Source organism: Microbacterium sp. NPDC055442 (genome assembly GCF_053644215.1).
Genome location: NZ_JBSHLF010000001.1, coordinates 209,287 through 225,177, shown reverse-complemented (window position 1 = coordinate 225,177; position 15,891 = coordinate 209,287). Strand labels below are relative to the sequence as shown.

General features: G+C 70.2%; 15 protein-coding genes. 7 read left to right on the top strand and 8 right to left on the bottom strand.

From position 1 onward, the window contains the following. Nucleotides 1–135: 135 nt before the first annotated feature. From ACWIBS_RS01170 to ACWIBS_RS01160, 3 genes are all read right to left on the bottom strand, one after another. Nucleotides 136–2,340, bottom strand: coding sequence for a CocE/NonD family hydrolase (locus ACWIBS_RS01170; protein ID WP_376127134.1), 2,205 nt, complete (start codon nt 2,338–2,340; stop codon nt 136–138). A gap of 138 nt (nt 2,341–2,478) precedes the next feature. After that, nucleotides 2,479–3,384 (bottom strand): hypothetical protein, encoded by a 906-nt coding sequence (locus ACWIBS_RS01165; RefSeq protein WP_376127136.1) that lies wholly within the window; start codon nt 3,382–3,384, stop codon nt 2,479–2,481. A gap of 9 nt (nt 3,385–3,393) precedes the next feature. Further along, nucleotides 3,394–4,644 (bottom strand): winged helix-turn-helix domain-containing protein, encoded by a 1,251-nt coding sequence (locus tag ACWIBS_RS01160; protein ID WP_376127137.1) that lies wholly within the window; start codon nt 4,642–4,644, stop codon nt 3,394–3,396. Nucleotides 4,645–4,722: 78 nt separating this feature from the next. On the opposite strand from ACWIBS_RS01160, the gene ACWIBS_RS01155 reads away from it, so the two are divergent. Beyond that, nucleotides 4,723–5,928 carry an AI-2E family transporter gene (locus ACWIBS_RS01155; RefSeq protein WP_376127139.1) on the top strand — a complete coding sequence of 402 codons (1,206 nt, stop codon included), beginning with the start codon at nt 4,723–4,725 and terminating at the stop codon, nt 5,926–5,928. Further along, the gene (gene ilvA, locus ACWIBS_RS01150; RefSeq protein ID WP_376127141.1) at nt 5,925–7,172 is read left to right on the top strand and encodes a threonine ammonia-lyase; all 1,248 of its coding nucleotides are present in this window, start codon (nt 5,925–5,927) and stop codon (nt 7,170–7,172) included. The genes ACWIBS_RS01155 and ilvA overlap by 4 nt, the downstream gene beginning before the upstream one ends. 119 nt (nt 7,173–7,291) lie before the next feature. Here ilvA and greA read toward each other — a convergent pair whose 3' ends face one another. Continuing rightward, entirely contained in the window at nt 7,292–7,783 is a 492-nt protein-coding gene (gene greA, locus ACWIBS_RS01145; protein ID WP_376127143.1) for a transcription elongation factor GreA, read from the bottom strand. Between the two features lie 71 nt (nt 7,784–7,854). Further along, nucleotides 7,855–8,247 carry a DUF4307 domain-containing protein gene (locus ACWIBS_RS01140; RefSeq protein ID WP_376127145.1) on the bottom strand — a complete coding sequence of 131 codons (393 nt, stop codon included), beginning with the start codon at nt 8,245–8,247 and terminating at the stop codon, nt 7,855–7,857. A 68-nt stretch (nt 8,248–8,315) separates the two neighbouring features. Here ACWIBS_RS01140 and ACWIBS_RS01135 point away from each other — a divergent pair, with 68 nt between their 5' ends. Next, nucleotides 8,316–8,603 (top strand): hypothetical protein, encoded by a 288-nt coding sequence (locus ACWIBS_RS01135; protein ID WP_376127147.1) that lies wholly within the window; start codon nt 8,316–8,318, stop codon nt 8,601–8,603. Between the two features lie 5 nt (nt 8,604–8,608). Here the strand turns inward: ACWIBS_RS01135 and trhA are convergent, their stop codons facing one another. Beyond that, nucleotides 8,609–9,286 (bottom strand): PAQR family membrane homeostasis protein TrhA, encoded by a 678-nt coding sequence (gene trhA / locus ACWIBS_RS01130; RefSeq protein ID WP_376127267.1) that lies wholly within the window; start codon nt 9,284–9,286, stop codon nt 8,609–8,611. Between the two features lie 124 nt (nt 9,287–9,410). Between trhA and ACWIBS_RS01125 the strand changes: the two genes are divergently transcribed. The 4 genes from ACWIBS_RS01125 (at nt 9,411) to ACWIBS_RS01110 (ending at nt 13,633) form a co-directional block, all read left to right on the top strand. Then, nucleotides 9,411–10,196 (top strand): isoprenyl transferase, encoded by a 786-nt coding sequence (locus tag ACWIBS_RS01125; RefSeq protein ID WP_376127149.1) that lies wholly within the window; start codon nt 9,411–9,413, stop codon nt 10,194–10,196. A gap of 2 nt (nt 10,197–10,198) precedes the next feature. Then, nucleotides 10,199–11,323, top strand: a complete 1,125-nt coding sequence (locus ACWIBS_RS01120) for an aminotransferase class V-fold PLP-dependent enzyme (protein ID WP_376127150.1) — start codon at nt 10,199–10,201, stop codon at nt 11,321–11,323. Nucleotides 11,324–11,506: 183 nt separating this feature from the next. Further along, nucleotides 11,507–12,862 carry a PhoH family protein gene (locus ACWIBS_RS01115; protein WP_376127152.1) on the top strand — a complete coding sequence of 452 codons (1,356 nt, stop codon included), beginning with the start codon at nt 11,507–11,509 and terminating at the stop codon, nt 12,860–12,862. Between the two features lie 108 nt (nt 12,863–12,970). Beyond that, nucleotides 12,971–13,633: a hypothetical protein gene (locus ACWIBS_RS01110; RefSeq protein ID WP_376127154.1), complete on the top strand. Its 663-nt coding sequence runs from the start codon at nt 12,971–12,973 to the stop codon at nt 13,631–13,633. A 78-nt stretch (nt 13,634–13,711) separates the two neighbouring features. On the opposite strand, the gene ACWIBS_RS01105 is transcribed toward ACWIBS_RS01110, so the two are convergent. After that, nucleotides 13,712–14,368: a response regulator transcription factor gene (locus tag ACWIBS_RS01105; RefSeq protein WP_376127155.1), complete on the bottom strand. Its 657-nt coding sequence runs from the start codon at nt 14,366–14,368 to the stop codon at nt 13,712–13,714. Next, complete coding sequence (locus tag ACWIBS_RS01100; protein WP_376127157.1) at nt 14,365–15,831, bottom strand: sensor histidine kinase; 1,467 nt, start codon at nt 15,829–15,831, stop codon at nt 14,365–14,367. Before ACWIBS_RS01100 ends, ACWIBS_RS01105 begins: the two co-directional genes overlap by 4 nt. Nucleotides 15,832–15,891: the final 60 nt, after the last annotated feature.

The window sequence follows — 15,891 nt, the reverse complement described above, 5'->3', positions numbered from 1 at the left end:
CCTGCTGTCACCGCGACGGTACGGTCGCCGTGACGGGCCGTGCCAGGTGTCACGTGCCGCTATCCGTCCCGCACCAAAGGCGACGGCCGCGACACCCTGGCGAACCAGGATGCCGCGGCCGGCGTCAGGGATGGATCAGCCGCAGGTGAATGCGGGGTAGGTGACGGAGGTGGTGCGGTCGGTGCGACCGTCAGCGTTGCCGCTGATGCCGATCTCGCCCGCGGTCAGCGTCGCCGTGCGGGTGTTGATCGAGACCGCAGCGGTCTTGCCCGGCTGCACCGAGACGAACGACTTGCTGCCGTGCTCACTCGTGACCGAGATGTTCACCGCGACGGAGTCGTTGTTGGTGACCGAGACCGAGTTGTACACCTTGCCGGCGAGGCAGCGCGACGTGACGGCTGCATCGAGGGCGACGGTGTTCAGACCGGCGGCGGACGCGGCGCCCGACCCACCCACGATGGGCAGCGCGATCGTCGACGTGGTCGCGTCGAACGTGACCGTGGCGTTGGGCGAACCGGCCTGGTAGCCCGACAGGTTCGTCGTCAGGATCACGCCGATGCGCGAGCCGGCCTTGAACACGTGGTCGTACGGCTCCATCTTCCAGTCGAAGTCGTACTTCTGACCGGGGACGACCGGCGAGGCCTGGCCCTCGGCGATGCCCTCACGGTTCGACGAGTCCAGCGCGCCGCGCGACAGGCGCCAGAAGTCCGACGATGCCGAGCGACGCTCAGCCTCGAGGTAGCACGCGTTGTCATGCTCGCTCGCGGCGCCCCAGCACGTGCGGACCTCGGTGGTCAGCACGCCGTCACCGGGCGAGCGCGGGGTGCGCACGTCGGTGCTGTAGTCGACGAGGAGCGCGGCGAGGTTCGACTGCTCCTGGCTGAGCGACGCGTCGAGCTTGACGACGGGCGTGCCCGACACGCGCAGGTCCGCCGTGAGCGGCTCGGAGAGCAGCACGACGCGGTTGGCCTGCGGGTTCTCCGGGTTCGGGATGAACGAGTTCTCGCCGGGCGCGTTGGAGCCGCCCGTGTACGAGAGCGTCGTCGCACCGGCGACCGGTGCCATGCGCAGCGCGCCGGCGGCGCCCTGCGTCGCGCCCGAGAGGTTCAGCTCGACGGTTTCGGTGCCGGGGGCGGGCCACGATGCTTCGTCGACGTACTCGGACGGACCGAACTCGACGGTGGACTGCGGCTCGTTCATGATGCCGTTGTCGATGCCGTGCAGCCAGTAGTCGAACCAGCGGTGCAGCGTGTCGACCCACACCTCACGACGGAACTCGAACGGGTCGATGTGGCCGAGACGGGGCAGCCACACCTTGCGCGGCACGTCGCGCTCGCTGAGGGCCTCCCAGTAGTCGCCGAACTGGCTCATCCGGACGTTGTCGTCGTTGAGCCCGTGGATCGCGAAGACCGACGCCTTGACGTTGTCGATGCCGTTGAGGTAGTTGCGCTCGTCCCAGAACGGGTTCATGTCGCCCGTTTCGTCACCGTCGATGTCGTTGAAGACGGCACGCGACGGGGCGCACAGGGCGCGACGCTCGGGGTTGGTGACGGTGTTCGACAGGCTCGCCGGGTAGTTCGTGTTGTGGCGGATGCCGTTCGTGCGCGAGTAGCGGTACCAGTCGCTGATCGCGTCGATCGGGACGATCGTGGACAGGCCGTCGACGCCCGTGGCGGCGACGCCGTTGGCCAGCGTGCCGTCGTAGGACTTGCCGATCATGCTCGACTTGCCGTTGTGCCACGTCGCCGCGACAGCGTCGCCGGCGGCGTTGAAGGCGGGGACGCGACCGTTGAGCCAGTCGACGACGACCTTCATGCTCTCGATGTCACCCGCACCGCCGTGGTGGGGGCAACCGGTCGACCAGCCCGTGCCGTTCATCTGCGCGTGGATGACGGCGTAGCCGCGCGGCACGAAGTAGTTGTCGTAGAACAGGGGGAACAGGTCGGCGACGCCGTCGCCGTCGATGTCGGTCAGACGCTGGGACTCGTTGCCGCGTCCGAGGGTCGTGTAGTAGGGGCTGGGGTCGATGATGGCCGGGACCTTGAGGTCCGCCGAGGCCTGCGCCGGGCGGATGATGTCGACCGAGGTGACGTCGGTCACACCGTCGTTGTCCTGGTCGACACCCTCGACGGGGATGAAGACGCGTTCGCGCACGGCCGTGCCGTAGTCGAAGACGGGCTGCGTGACGCCGTCTTCGATGGTGATGACGGGGTCGGCGGCGGAAGCTGATGCCGCCGTGGGGCTGAGCAGGGCCGCTGCGAGAGCCGCGACGGTGACGGTCGCGGCTACTGTGCCGCGGCGCCTCCGAGCCGTTTCGGGTAGAGGTGGGGATATTGTCATACTTCCTGCATAGCGTCGCGCGCGCGGGGATGGAAGTCTTGTTGAACCGCGTCCATTCTGGTATGTCTTGGCAGAGTGTCGCGCCGAAGGCCTCTGATGTGCGTCATCTGTCGCACGGATTCGACCTCGGATTGTCGGTCAGTCGACGAGCAGCACCATCTGCTCGCCCTCGAAGCGGACCGTTCCGTACATCGACCAGTCCTCCGATCGATACGTGAAGGATGCGGCGGACCCTGCCCTCGTCGTGCCGGTCACCGTCGCCACGACGGCGCCGCCGGTCGCGGCGAACGATCGGCCGTCGTCGGCGATGCGCAGCGACGGCAGGGTCTCGACGCGGAACGCGACGGCGTCGAGTGTGCGCAGGTCTGCGGCCCACGGTGCGCGCAGCCCGCAGCGTTCCGGGATCGTCGCCGCCGGCGCCGTGCACTGCGCGGCGTAGTCGTCGAGCCGTCGCTGGGCGATGTCGGTCGCAGAGGGCGCGAGCGTCGGGTCGAGCGCCGCCGTCACCGGCTCGTCGTTCGTCGCGGTCACCTCGATGTCCCCCTCGAGGATACCGGCGGGCGCCGCTGAGACGGGATAGACGGCCGGCAGCAGAGCGATCGGTTCGTCCGCGGGCGCGAGGGCGTCGCCGACGAGGACGGAATCGCCGAGCGTCGTGCTCACCTCGAGGCTCGCGAGGAAGTCCTGTGCGAGAGTCCAGCCGTCATCGGTGCGGGCGAGACCGAAGACGACGACGCCGTCCGCGCCACCGAGGAGGACGTCGGCTCTCGCGCTGACCGCGTCGCCGTCGCCGGTCAGCGTCACGGTGTAGTCGGTGAGGTGCCCGGTCGCCCCGGCGAAGGCCGTCTCGAGGTGTCCGGCATCGACCGACTCGGGCAGCAGCGGCGCGATGGCGGCGAAGTCGCCGTTCGAGAGGGCGCGCAGATAGCGGTCGGCGACATCGTCGGCGGAGGGCGGCCGCGTCAGCGTCCACGCCGCGATGCCGGCGCCGATCGCGACCACCGCGACGCCGGCGACGATCCCTGCGATGACACGGCGCTGCACAGTGCCACGCTAACCCGCCGCGACCGGTCCTGCATCGTGGCGCTCGGCACGGGGGAGCACGGCGGCGAGGTCGTCGGTGGCGTCGCCCCATCGTGACACCGACAGCGTGTCCAGACCTTGCCAGGCCGCGGCGGCCTGCAGCTCGTGCGCGAGCCGGGCCGCGGCATCCGGAGGATGACCGTGCTCCCACCACGCGGACTGGACGAGCAGACGGGATGCCGCGCGGTCGGCCTTGAGATCGACGCGGCCGACGACGTCGTCGCCCTGCAGCACCGGCAGCGAGTAGTAGCCGAAGCGGCGGCGGTGCGCGGGCGTGTAGATCTCGATCCGGTACTCGACGTCGAACAGGCGCTCGGTGCGGTCGCGGAACCACACCAGCGGGTCGAACGGCGTCAGGATCGCGCTCGCGTCGATGCGCCGGGGGCGCCGGGCATCGACGTGCAGCCAGGCGGGGGTGGGGCGGTCGCCCGTCGTCCAGCCTTCGACCGTGACCGGGCGCAGCTCGTGCGAATCGACGAGGTCGTGCACCGCCGCGAGGACGGCGCGGCGGTCGCTGATCCGCCAGTAATCGGCCAGATCGGCCGCTGTCGCGACACCGTAGGCGCGCGCTGCGCGCCGCACGAGCTCGCGGACGGCCTCGTCACGCGGCACACGGGCGGCGAACGCCGCGGCGGGCACGACATCGGCGGCCACGGCGTACCGGCGCTCGAAGCCCCGCCTGCCGGCGATCGCCACCTCGCCGAAGAGCCACAGCTGCTCGAGTGCGCGCTTGACGACGTCCCAGTCCCACCACTGACCCCGCGTGCCGCGATGCGCGTCGTACTCGATCTGCGCGGGGCGCAGTGGTCCGCGATCGGCGAGCTCGGCGCGCACCCAGTCCACGACCGGGCGATGCGCGTGGAACCACGTGTCGGGACCCGTGCCGTACTTCTCGCGCAGGGCATCCATCCGGAACCGGAACAGCGGCCAGTCGGTCGCGGGGATGAACGCCGCGACGTGCGCCCAGTATTCGAGGTAGGGCGGGCGTTGCGCGAACAGCAATCGATCCAGAAGTGCGGGGTCGTACGGTCCGAGGCGCGAGAAGAGCGGCATGTAGTGAGATCTCGCGAAGACGTTGACCGAGTCGATCTGCAGAGTCGCCATGCGGGCGAGGGCGAGATTGAGCTGCCGTGTGCCGACGGCGGCGGGGCGCGGGCGAGCGAACCCCTGCGCGGCGACGGCGATGCGGCGGGCTTCGGCGCGACTGAGTGAGGACTTCACGCGGTCAGCCTAATGACGGCCGCCGACGTCGCTGCGGTGCATGGTGATTGCGGAATGCGCCGGTCCTAGACTTGTCGGATGAGCAGTACGGAGTCGGAGTCCGACGCTCCCCAGCCTCGCGGCTCATTGTTCGACGCGCTGCGCGATCGGACCCGGGTCGTCACGACCGACGCGGGGCGCACCGTACCGCGGAGTCTGAGCGTCGCGACGGCGTACTCGTGGCGCCTGCTCGTCATCGCGGCGGCCATCGGCGTCGCGATCTGGCTCATCATCCAGCTGAAGCTCCTCGTCATCCCCCTCCTCGTCGCGATCCTCGTGACGGCGCTGCTCTGGCCCGCATTCTCGTGGATGCTGCGCCGAGGCGTCCCGAAATGGATCGCGATCGTCATCTCGGTCGTCGGGACGCTCGCCATCGTGTCGGGACTGCTGTGGCTCGTGGGCTGGCAGATCAGCAGGGAGTGGGCGTCGGTGCAGACGCGCACGGTCGAGGCGGTCGTGCAGTTCCGCCAGTACCTCATCGACGGCCCGCTGCACCTCACGGCGCAGCAGATCGACGACCTCCTGGCGCAGGCGGGTCAGCTCATGCAGGAACAGGGGCAGCTGCTGTGGTCGGGTGCGCTGGCGCTCGGCACGACGCTGGGTCATGTCGCCGCGGGATCGCTGCTCGCCGTGTTCATCCTGCTGTGCCTCCTGGCCGACGGCGCCGGGATCTGGAAGTGGGCCACGCGACTGTTCCCCCGGCGCGCCCGCCGCGCCGTGGACGGCGCGGCGAAGGCCGGCTGGGTGACGGTCGTGAACTACGCCCGCACGCAGCTGCTGGTCGCGACGATCGATGCCGTCGGGATCGGACTCGGCGCGTTCCTGCTGGGCGTGCCGCTGGCGATCCCCGTCGCCGTCCTGGTGTTCCTGGGCGCTTTCGTCCCGATCGTGGGAGCCGTGCTGACGGGCGCCGTCGCGGTGTTCCTCGCCCTCGTCTACAACGGTCCGTGGATCGCGCTGTGGATGCTCGTGGTCGTCCTCGGCGTCCAGCAGATCGAAGGTCACGTCCTGCAGCCGCTCCTGATGGGGGCCGCCGTCAAGGTGCATCCGCTCGCGATCGTCATCGTCGTCGCCGGCGGTGCCATGATCGCCGGCATCCCGGGGGCGCTGTTCGCCGTGCCGCTGGCGGCATTCGCGAACGTCGTGGCGGTCTATCTCAGCAAGCGCTCCTGGGAGACCGGCGCGCCACCCACCGGTGACTTCATCTGGAGCACCGTCCCACGCCCCAGGAGGACACGCGCGTGAACACGTCTCAGACCCGGTCGGCTGTCCCTGCGCTCGCGGCGTTCGAAGACGCCGCGGCCTCGCTGGCCGGTGTCATCTCGCCCACTCCGGTGGACGCGTCGCAGCATCTGTCCGAGCTGCTCGGGGTGCCCGTGCACCTCAAGCTCGAGAACCTGCAGCGCACGGGATCGTTCAAGATCCGCGGAGCGACCTACCGTCTGTCGCGGCTGACCGCCGAGGAGCGCGCCCGCGGTGTCGTCGCAGCCTCGGCGGGAAACCACGCGCAGGGTGTCGCGCTCGCGGCGCAGGAGCTCGGCATCCCCGCCACGATCTTCATGCCGCTCGGGGTGCCCGTGCCCAAGCTCCTCGCGACGCGCGGCTACGGCGCCGAGGTCGTGCTCGAGGGCGCGACGGTCGAGACGCCGCTGCGGCTCGCGGCGGAGTTCGCCGAACGCACGGGTGCCGTCCTCATCCACCCCTTCGACCACCTCGACATCATCGCGGGGCAGGGAACCCTCGGCATCGAACTGTGGGACCAGCTGCCCGAACTCGAGACCGTCGTGCTCGGCATCGGCGGGGGAGGACTCATCGCGGGTGTCGGCGCGGCTCTCAAGGCGCGCGCTGCCGCGGTGGGACGCACGATCCGCGTCATCGGAGTGCAGGCCGAGAACTCTGCGGCCTTCCCGCCCTCCATCGCCGCCGGTCATCCGCTCGAGGTCGCGACACGACCCACGATCGCCGACGGCATCGCCGTGGCGCGACCGGGGGATCTCACGTTCGACATCGTCCGTGAAGTCGTCGATGAGATCGTGACGGTCTCCGAAGACGACATCGCCCGGGCGCTCCTGGTGCTCCTCGAGCGCGCGAAGCAGGTCGTCGAGCCCGCGGGCGCCGCCGGCGTCGCCGCGATGCTCGCCGGCAAGGTGCAGGCCACGGGCACGACCGTCAGCGTGCTGTCGGGCGGGAACATCGACCCGCTGCTGCTGCAGCGCATCGTCGCGCACGGGCTCGCGGCATCCGATCGGTACACGTCGCTGCGGATCCCGCTGCCCGACCGTCCGGGTCAGCTCGCGCGGGTCTCAGAGCTCGTGTCGCATGCCGGAGCGAACGTCATCGAGGTGCTGCACACGCGGCACGGTCAGGGCCTGCAGATCAGCGAGGTCATCCTGCAGCTCAGCGTCGAGACGCGCGGCGAGGAGCACCGCGCCCACGTCATCGCGGTGCTCGAAGAGGCCGGCTTCCACCCCGCCATCGTCGAACAATGACCGCGAGACTGCAACGGCACGGCGAGACAGCGGGTGAACCCCGTCGTCTCGCCGTGCGGATGCAGTCTCGCGGCTGATCCCTGAGCCTGTCGAAGAGGGGCGCGGAGCCTGGCGAGGGGTCACTGCCCCGCGTAGGTCTCGACCTTCACGACCTCGACCGCGATCTCGCGGCCGTTGGGAGCGGTGTACGACGTCTTCTCGCCCTCCGTGAGACCGAGGATCGCCGAACCGAGGGGCGAGGCCTCGCTGTACACGTCGAGTTCCGAGCCGGAGGCGATCTCGCGGTTGCCGAGCAGGAAGACCTCTTCGCCGCCGGCGACGATCGCGGTCACGACCGTGCCGGATTCGACGACGCCCGTGCTCTCGGGCGCCTCGCCGACGGTCGCGTCCTTCAGCAGCTGCTGCAGCGTGCGGATGCGGGCCTCCTGCTTGCCCTGTTCATCCTTCGCGGCGTGATAGCCGCCGTTCTCCTTGAGGTCGCCCTCTTCGCGCGCGGCTTCGATCCGCTTGGCGATCTCCTCGCGGCCGACGGTCGAGAGCTGCTCGAGCTCGGCGGCGAGACGGTCGTAGGCATCCTGGGTGAGGAAGGTCACCGGGGCATCGCTGGACACGTCGATCTCCTTGCTGTGGGGGCCGGTACGTCGAACGCCCCGGCGCTGGCCAGGGCGTGAACGGGAAAAGACTACGTCACCCAGCAGTCGTTGACAAACCCCGACACCGCGGGCGCGGTCGTCGGGATGACCTCGCGGTACGCGCGGCCGTGCATGTCGGACGCCTCGTATTCGACGACCTTCCAGCCGACGACGCCGTGCTCTTCGTCCTGCGCTTCGAGGACGCACGCGACGCTGCGGCCCGGGGGAGAGGTGAACTGGAAGTCGAGCACGACCGTGCGCTCATCCACGAGGTCGAAGCCGGTCGTGTCGGCATCGACGGAGTCGAGAGACGAGGCCACCGTCATCCAGGAGAACAGTCCCACGGCGACGACGGCGAGCGCGATGCCGATGATGACGAGCGCCCGCGAGCCCCCGCGACCGCGTCGGCCGTAGCGCCGATCGAGCATGTCCTGGGTCGTCATCGCGGTCCTGTCGGGAAGATTAGGCTGGACATCCAGGCTATGCGCTTCCGGCGCGGATCGAGGACACCATGCACGACGTGATCGCCGCGCTCGCGACCGCCGACCCCCAGCCGACGCCGAGCATGACGGTCGACCCATCGCTTGTGACACCCGGTCCGCTGGGCTTCGCCGTCATCGTCCTCGTGGTCGTGGCGGTCTTCCTGCTCATCTTCGACATGCTGCGTCGCATCCGCCGGGGTCGCGTACGTGCCGACATCGCCGACGAGCTGCGCGAAGAGGCCGAGGCCCTCGATGCGGACGGACGACGGGATGCTGCCGAGCCCGACGAGGATCCGCGGGTGCCCCCGCGCCCGTAGCGGGCTCAGGGGCCGTGGTAGGCCGGGTGCAGCGCGATGAGCAGGCACGCCGTCCAATGGCAGAGGAACGCCAGCACGGTGCAGACGTGGAAGATCTCGTGGAACCCGAAGTGCCCGGGCCACGGATTCGGGCGCTTGAGCGCGTAGGCGACGGCGCCGACCGTGTAGAGCAGACCCCCGATGATGACGAGGATCATCATGGCCGGGTTGGCCTGGAAGAGCGGCACGATGTACATGACGGCCGCCCAGCCCAGCACGAGGTACAGCGCGACGTAGAGCCATCGCGGTGCGTCGATCCAGAACACCCGGAACAGGATCCCCAGGAGCGCGCCGCCCCACGCGAGCGAGAGCAGGATGACGGTCTGCGACGTCGGCAGCGCGAGGACGGCGATCGGCGTGTAGGTGCCGGCGATGAGCAGCAGGATGTTGGCGTGGTCGATCCGCTTGAGGATGATCCTCGTCTTCGGACCCCAGTCGAACCGGTGATAGAGCGCGGAGTTGCCGAACAGCAGCAGCGACGTCGCCATGAAGACGGCGGAAGCCCACTTCGCGGGGCCGCCCTGCGCCAGCACGATGAGCACGATCCCCGCGACGATCGCGACGGGGAAGGTCGCGGCATGGATCCAGCCGCGCCAGGTCGGCCGGATCTCAGGCGTCGCGGCATCGACGGCCGCGGCCTCCATGAGAGGCAGTCCCGGGACATCGGGTTCTGCGGGAACACCGCTGCGGCTGGTCACGTGCTCAGGCTACGCGTCGGTGTATGCCGTGACGAACATGCCGCGTGCCCGCGGGCGGTAGCGTAGGCGTGTGGCGCGCGCTTCGTCGAACGAGGGCCGAGGGCCCCTCTATCGCCTGTATATCAACCGGCTCCGTCGCCGGTTGGATGCAGCGGCGGTGCCGCGGCATGTCGCGATGATGATCGACGGCAACCGGCGCTGGGCGCGGCAGCTCGGCTACGAGTCGGCCGCGCACGGGCACCGTGCCGGTGCGGCGAAGATGCGCGACTTCCTCGGCTGGTGCGACGAGATCGGCGTCGACGTCGTCTCGCTGTACCTGCTCTCCAACGACAACCTGGTCAAGCGGGATTCCCGCGAGCTGTCCGATCTCATCGACATCATCGCCGAACTCGCCGACGGACTGTCGCGCGAACGCGACTGGCGCGTGCAGCACGTGGGCCGGTCGGAGCTGCTGCCGCCGGATCTGGCGCGCGTGCTCGACGATGCGCAGGAGCGCACGAAGGGCAATACGGGGCTGCACGTGAACCTCGCCGTCGGCTACGGCGGTCGGGGCGAGATCGTCGACGCGGTGCGCAGCATCATCGCGGCGCACTCGACCTCGGGCGGATCGTTCGAGGAGCTCGCCGAGAGCCTCACTCCCGAGCAGATCGGCGAGCACCTCTACACGGGGGGGCAACCGGACCCCGACCTCGTCATCCGCACGTCGGGCGAGCAGCGACTGAGCGACTTCCTGCTCTGGCAGTCCGCGCACTCGGAGTTCTACTTCGTCGAGGCGCTGGGGCCCGACCTGCGAGAGGTCGACTTCCTGCGGGCGATCCGCGACTACACCGATCGCGACCGCCGATTCGGAGGCTGACGATGATGGACCTCGAGGCGTTCCAGCAGTCGTTCGACGGCGAACCGGGCTATCTCGACTGGGCCGCGTTCGGCCCGCTCTCGCCCTCGGTGCGCAGCGAGGCGCAGGCTGACATCGAGATGCTCGGCTCGGCTCGCCGCTCGAGCATCGAACTCGTCGCCGACCACGTTCGCGAGGCGAAGGAGCTCATCGCCGAGCTCATGGGGACGGACCCCGACGAGGTGACGCTGCAGCCGTCGACGACGTACGGCCTCATGCACGCGCTGTACGGGCTGACCGGCGGCGGTCTCGTGCTCTCGCGCGGCGAGTTCCCGTCGCTCACGGTCGCGGCGACGCGCGCGAGCGACGCACGCGGATTCATCACGCCGCAGTGGGTCGAGCCCGACGACGGGTTCGTCACGCCCGACGTCGTGCGCGCTGCGCTGACCGACGACACGCGTGCCGTCGCCGTGAGCCTCGTCGACTTCCGCACGGGCTATCGAGCCGACCTGACGGCGCTGCGCGACGTCATCGGAGACCGCCTGCTCATCGTCGACGCCGTGCAGGGCTTCGGCGCCGTGGAGGCGGACTACCTCGCCGCCGACGTGGTCTGCGCCAACGGCTACAAGTGGCTGCGCGCCGGCAAGGGCACGGGGTTCGCATGGTTCGGCGAACGCGCGCTCGAGCGGCTCGAGCCGGTGCTCTCGGGTTTCGCAGGCGTCGAGGGGGATCCGCTCTCCGACGTCGTGCCTCTGCCGGCGGCATCCGCCCGCTCGTTCACGGTCGCGTACCCCGACACCCTCGCCGCAGCGCGTCTCGCGACCGCCCTGCGCGACGTGCGCGACGTCGGCGTCGCCGCGATCGAGGCGGAGCTCGCGGGGCGCACCGCCGAGGTCGTCCGCACGGCGGAGCGCTACGACGTGCCCGTCGTCACCCCGCGCGAAGCCCGGCATCGCGGCGGGATCGTGACGCTCGCCCCCGCGCCGCAGGATGCCGCTCCTCTCGCCGCGTCGCTCGAGAACCACGGCCTCACCGTCACGGCGCGCTTCGGTAAGGTGCGCGTGTCACCGCACGTCGGAACGACCGCAGACACGCTGCGGCTCTTCGGCGACGCCCTCGCGGCCTTCGCTGCGGCGCGCGTGTGGTGACACGCGTGTTCACCGACGCGTAACCCGTCGGCGGCGTGTCGGACGCGCCGGATGCCGCACGGCAGACGTACGTTCGTCGCATCGGGCACCGTGCCCGGTCGGGTCGGCCCCATGGATCGCGACTCGTGACACCTGGTCGACTCGTGACTGCCGGGTTCTCCACCCGGGGGCGGGGAGTGGGTTGTGACCACACGAGCACCACACAAGCAGAGCGATCAGGAACTGTCGGGCGTCGATCCGACCGACCAGACGCTGCGCACCTACGTCTTGGACACCTCGGTGCTGCTGAGCGATCCGCGGGCGTTCTTCCGCTTCGCCGAGCACAGCGTCGTGATCCCGGTCGTCGTCATCACCGAACTCGAGGGCAAACGTCACGATCCCGAGATCGGGTACTTCGCGCGTCAGGCGCTGCGTCACCTCGACGAGCTGCGCGTCGAGCACGGCCGCCTCGACTTCCCCGTGCCCGTGGGCGAGGGCGGCTCGCTGCGCGTCGAGCTGTCGAACACCGACGCGACCGTGCTGCCCCAGGGCATGCGCCTGGGCGACAACGACACCCGCATCCTCGCGATCGCGATGCACCTCGCGCAGGACGGGCACGAGGTCACCGTCGTCTCGAAGGACCTCCCGATGCGCGTGAAGGCGGCATCGCTCGGCGTGAGCGCCGAGGAGTACCTCGCCGAGCAGGCGGTCGACTCGGGGTGGACGGGCATCGCCGACATCCACGTCTCGGGCGACGAGATGAGCGACCTGTACGAGAGCGAAGTCGCCGAGAGCGCCGACGTGCACGGGCTCCCCGTCAACACAGGACTCATCGTGCACTCCGAGCGCGGATCGGCGCTCGGCCGGGTGACGGGCGACGGATCGTTCGCACTCGTGCGCGGGGACCGCGAGGTCTTCGGGCTGCATGGCCGCTCCGCCGAGCAGCGCATCGCGATCGACCTGCTGCTGGATCCCGAAGTCGGCATCGTGTCGCTCGGAGGCCGCGCGGGCACCGGCAAATCGGCCCTCGCCCTGTGTGCCGGCCTCGAGGCCGTGCTCGAGCGCCAGCAGCAGAAGCGCATCATCGTCTTCCGGCCGCTGTTCGCCGTCGGCGGGCAGGAGCTCGGATACCTGCCGGGGGACCAGGAGGAGAAGATGAACCCGTGGGGACAGGCGGTCTACGACACGCTCGGATCGGTCGTCTCGGGCAACGTGCTGGACGAAGTGATCGAGCGAGGCCTGCTCGAGGTGCTGCCCCTGACGCACATCCGCGGGCGGTCGCTGCACGACGCGTTCGTCATCGTCGACGAAGCGCAGTCGCTCGAACGCAATGTCCTGCTGACGGTCCTCAGTCGTATCGGGCAGAACTCTCGGGTCGTGCTCACACACGACGTCGGGCAGCGCGACAACCTGCGCGTGGGGCGGCACGACGGTGTGGCGTCGGTCATCGAGACGCTGAAGGGACACGGACTGTTCGCACACGTGACCCTCACCAGATCCGAGCGCTCGGCGATCGCAGCGCTCGTCACCGACCTCCTCGAGGCCGGTGAGATGGCCTGAAGCCGAATGCCGGCATGAGAGAAGTCTCACCCGGAAGGGGGTCACGCAGGGGGCGCGCTCTGTCACCATTGAAGGGTCCGTGAAATCGCGGACTCGAAGGGGGCTCTCGTGGACACGCGTGCACGGATCGCGATCGGAGGCACGACCGCGTTCGCGGTGACGGCCGCCGTCGTCGCCACCGTGGCCGTGACCAACACCGCCGTTCTCGCGGAATCGCCCGGCGAACCGGTCGAATCCGCCATGGTCCACGTGCGGCCCGCACCGCAGCTCACCGTCACTCCGCGCCCCGCTGCCGGGCCCGCCGACGTGTCTGCCGTGACCGAGCCGGTCACGGACCCTGTCGTCGAGCCCGTCGGTCCGCTGACGACGCACATCCCCGCCCCACCCCCGGCCCCGCCGACCGAGGCGGCACCGCCGGTCGATGTCGTCGCTCCCGCCGTGCCGCACGAGGCGGACCCGCCCGTCACGCGCACCGTGCCCGCGCCTGCGCCGGTGGTCATCTCGCCCGCTGCGCCGCCCGCGGCGGCGCTTCCCCCCGCCCCCGCGACACGCCCCGATCGAGGCGACGACGGCGACCGCTCACATCCCGCGCGTCCCGACGACCACGACGATAGCTACGGTCGCGAAGATCGCCCCAGCCGCTTCGGCGAGGCGAAGCCGCGCCCCCAGACCTCCGCTCCGGCGGTGACACCGTCCGTTTCCGAGAAACCCCTGACCGGAGACGGCTCGAAGAGAGATCGATCGCACGGTTCCCCAGACTTCCGCGATTGATGTGCGGCCGGCTTCCCCCAAGACCGGCCTTCCAGCCCCCGACGTCCCCAGCGTCGGGGGCTTCTCTCGTGCGCGGGACTATTCCCAGCGGTAGCCCTCGCCGCGCACGGTCGTGATGTGGTGTGCACCGAGCTTGCCCCGCAGGTAGCGGACGTAGACGTCGACGACGTTGGAACCGGGATCGAAGTCGAGCCCCCAGACGCTGCTGAGCAGCTGCTCGCGACTGAGCACGCTGCCCGCATGGCGCAGGAACTGCTCGGCGAGGGCGAACTCGCGTGCCGAGAGCTCGACGGCGACCCCCGCGACGGTCACGCGGCGTGCGAGCACGTCGAGCACGACGTCGCCGTGGCTCACCAGCATGCCGGTTTGCTGGGCGGATTCGCGGAGCCGTGAGCGCACGCGCGCGAGGAGTTCGTCGAACGTGAAGGGCTTGGCGACGTAGTCGCTCGCACCGGCATCCAGACCCTCGACCGTGTCGCGCGTGCTCGACCGCGCGGTCAGCATGATGACCGGGATCCCGGTGTCCCGCGCGCGCAGCTCGCGGAGCACCTCGAGGCCGTCCATCGTCGGAAGCCCGATGTCCAGCAGCACGAGATCGGCCGCGCCGCTGAGGGCGGCCTCGAGCCCCTCGGCGCCGTCTTCGACGAGGATCGTGTCGTAGCCGGCGGTCTTCAGCCCCCGCGCGATGAACGCCGCGATGTGCGGTTCGTCCTCGATGATCAGAATGGTGGTCATCCCGAAGCCTCTCGCTGCAGCACGACGTCGCCGGCGCGGACGGGTGCGGGGAACTCCGTCGTCGAGACCGGGACGGGGAGGTGGATCGTGAAGGTCGCGCCGCCGCCGGGGGAGTCCGTGACGGCGCAGTGTCCGCCGTGCGCCTTGGCGATCGCATCGACGATCGCCAGGCCCAGGCCGGATCCGCCGACGCTGCGCTTGCCGTGCGCGCGATCGAAGCGGCGGAAGATGCGGTGCCGCTGCGCCGGGGGGATGCCGCTGCCGTGGTCTCGCACCCAGAGACGGATGCCGGTGGCGTCCTTGTCGCTGCCGAGCTCGATGGCCGAACCCTCGGCGGTGTACTTGGCGGCGTTGTCGGCGAGCTGCAGCCACGCCTGCAGCAACCGGTCGTGGTCGCCCATCATGCGGCCGCGTGCGACGTGCTCGACCCGCCAGACGTGCCCGGGGATGACGGCGACGAGCTCGCCGACGCGTTGCGTGAGGGCGGCCAGATCGATGCGGTCGACGGCGAACGAGCCCCCCTCGACGCTCGCGAGCAGGTCGATGTCCTCGACGAGCCGCGTCATGCGGTCGAGCTCCGCGATGCCCAGCTGCCGGGCGCTGGTCACATCGGCGGCATCCCTCGGATTCATGAGCTCGAGGTGGCCCCGCACGATCGTGATGGGTGTCTTCAGCTCGTGGCGCACATCGTCGAGCAGCTGACGCTGCACGTCGACCGAACCCTCGAGACGGTCGAGCATCGAGTTGACGGTGCGCGACATGTCGGCGATCTCGTCGTTACCGACGGCGGGCAGGCGCGGCGACAGGTCGGTCAGGGTGATGGTGTCGGCCGTCTCGCGCAGATGCCGGATCGGCGAGAGCAGGCGTCCCGTGACGAACCAGCCCACGACGCCCATCGCGACGAGCACGACGACGGCGGCGATGCCGTAGGTCGCGATGGCCGCCGTCACCGGCTCGAGCTCGGCCTCCATGTCGACGGCGCGCACATACACGCCTTCCTGCGGGTCGCCGTCCATGCGGATCGGGATCGCGATGTAGCGCAGCGATCCGCGTGGGGTCACCGCCGTGCCGATCACCGTGGCGCCCGACGCCGTCTCGGCGACGACGCGGTCGGTGAAGTCCTGGTCGTCCGAGATGTCGAAGCCCGACAGCGTCGACGGCACGAACCGGGGGACGCCGTCGACGATCGCCATCGAGGCCTCGTTCCGGGCGGGCACGAGACGCGCGACGACCGCCTCGAGATACGCGTCGACGGACGGGAAGTCGGCGACGGCGATGTTCTCGACCGCCGTCTGCGCCGACCCGTCCTGGGGGGTCGACGACGTCGGGGCGTCGGCCACCGTCTGCAGCCGTGCGACCTGCGCCTCGAGGCGCTCGGTGATCTCGGTGACGACCCAGGCGCGCTGCACGAGGAACGTCACCCCGCCGACGATCGCGAGCCCGACGCAGGCGACGACAAGCACCGCACCAAGGATGCGGACGCGCGCGGAGATCGGGCGTGGTGTTCGGGCCACTCCCTGATT

Bases quoted from the DNA above. Each gene is read 5' to 3' on its own strand.
- ACWIBS_RS01170 (WP_376127134.1), bottom strand. From the start codon at position 2,340: ATGACAATATCCCCACCTCTACCCGAAACGGCTCGGAGGCGCCGCGGC.
- ACWIBS_RS01155 (WP_376127139.1), top strand. From the start codon at position 4,723: ATGAGCAGTACGGAGTCGGAGTCCGACGCTCCCCAGCCTCGCGGCTCA.
- ACWIBS_RS01140 (WP_376127145.1), bottom strand. From the start codon at position 8,247: ATGACGACCCAGGACATGCTCGATCGGCGCTACGGCCGACGCGGTCGC.
- ACWIBS_RS01135 (WP_376127147.1), top strand. From the start codon at position 8,316: ATGCACGACGTGATCGCCGCGCTCGCGACCGCCGACCCCCAGCCGACG.
- trhA (WP_376127267.1), bottom strand. From the start codon at position 9,286: ATGGAGGCCGCGGCCGTCGATGCCGCGACGCCTGAGATCCGGCCGACC.
- ACWIBS_RS01120 (WP_376127150.1), top strand. From the start codon at position 10,199: ATGATGGACCTCGAGGCGTTCCAGCAGTCGTTCGACGGCGAACCGGGC.
- ACWIBS_RS01105 (WP_376127155.1), bottom strand. From the start codon at position 14,368: ATGACCACCATTCTGATCATCGAGGACGAACCGCACATCGCGGCGTTC.